The following is a 1,489-nucleotide window of genomic DNA, read 5'->3' as shown; positions in this document are numbered from 1 at the left end:
GCCAGCGCGAGCCGCTGCCGCTGGCCGCCGGACATCCGGGCGCCGTGCTCGCCGACCAGGGTGTCCAGACCCTCGGGCAGGGCGTCGACCCAGTCGAGCAGCCGGGCCCGCGCGAGGGCGGCGCGCAGCTCGGCCTCGTCCGCGCCGGGGCGGGCCAGGCGCAGGTTCTCGCGCAGGGAGCTGTCGAAGACGTGCGCGTCCTGGGCGCACAGACCGACCATCCGCCGCACGGCCTCCCCGTCGAGCGCCGCGCCGGACGTCCCGGCCAGCGTGTATGTGCCGCTCTCGGCGTCCAGGAACCGGAGCAGCACCTGCGCCAGCGTCGTCTTGCCGGACCCCGAGGGCCCCACGACGGCGACCCGGCGGCCCGGTACGAGATCCAGGTCGAGGCCGTCGAGCGCGCGGACGCGCTGCCCGGGGTGGCGGGCGGTGAGGTTCCGTACGGCCAGCGGGAACGGTGTCGCGGGTACGGGCGCGGGCGCATCCGGCTCGCGTACGGGCGCGGGCGCGTCCAGCACCTCCAGCACCCGCTCGGCCGCGCGGCGGCTGCGCTGGCGGTGCTGGACAGCGAGGGGGAGTCCGGCCACCGCCTCGAACGCGGCGAGCGGGGTCAGCACGACCACGGCCAGGGCCACACCCGCGAGCCGGCCGTCGTACACGGCGTTCACGCCCGCCCACGCGGCGGCGGCCACCGTCAGCCCGCACACCAGAGCCGACAACCCGGCCCCGGCCCCGGCGGCCGCCGCGGAGCGGGCCGCCGAGCGGGTCAACTCGGCGTCCGCGCGGCGCGCTTCGCGGGTACGGGACGGGAGCGCGCCCGCCACCGTCAGCTCGGCGGTGCCGGTGAGCAGGTCGAGGACCCTCGTCGCGAGCGCCCCGCGCGCGGGCGCGAGCCGCCGCTCGGCGCGGCGCGCCAGCGCGCCGGAGAGCAGCGGGACCCCAACACCCGCGACCAGCAGCCCGGCGGCGAGCACGGCGCCCGCCTCGGGGAGCAGCCAGGCGGTGAAGCCGACGGCTCCGGCGCCGACGAGCGCGGCGGCGCCCGCCGGCAGCAGCCAGCGCAGGAAGTAGTCCTGGAGGGCGTCGACGTCGGCGACGAGCCGGGAGAGGAGGTCGCCGCGCCGGGTCTGCCCCAGGCCTGCCGGGGCGAGGCGCTCCAGCCGCGCGTACACGCTCACGCGAAGGGCGGCGAGCATGCGGAGGGCGGCGTCGTGCGCGACGAGCCGCTCGGCGTAGCGGAACACGGCCCGGCCGATCCCGAAGGCGCGGGTGGCCGTCACGGCCACCATCAGATAGAGCACGGGCGGCTGCTGCGAGGCCCGTGAGATCAGCCATCCCGACACTGCCATGAGCCCCACGGCGCTCGCCAACGCGAGACTCCCGAGCACCAGCGCCAACCCGAACCGCCCACGCCGGGCCCGGGCCAAGGCACGTACCCGCGCGAGCGGATGGAGACGGCCGGTGCGTGGCTGCCCGCCCCTCCCGGGCC

1 protein-coding gene is annotated in these 1,489 nt (G+C 78.4%); it reads right to left on the bottom strand.

Translation table 11 applies throughout. The features are described from left to right. Positions 1-1,489: thiol reductant ABC exporter subunit CydC (gene cydC / locus AOK16_RS19930; RefSeq protein WP_107098411.1), on the bottom strand; the 1,489-nt coding region annotated here is incomplete at both ends.

This window comes from Streptomyces pathocidini (assembly GCF_001418495.1).
GTDB classification, from domain to species: Bacteria; Actinomycetota; Actinomycetes; order Streptomycetales; family Streptomycetaceae; genus Streptomyces; species Streptomyces pathocidini.
The sequence above is the reverse complement of the archived record's forward strand: the minus strand, read 5'-3'. Positions and strand labels throughout refer to the sequence as shown.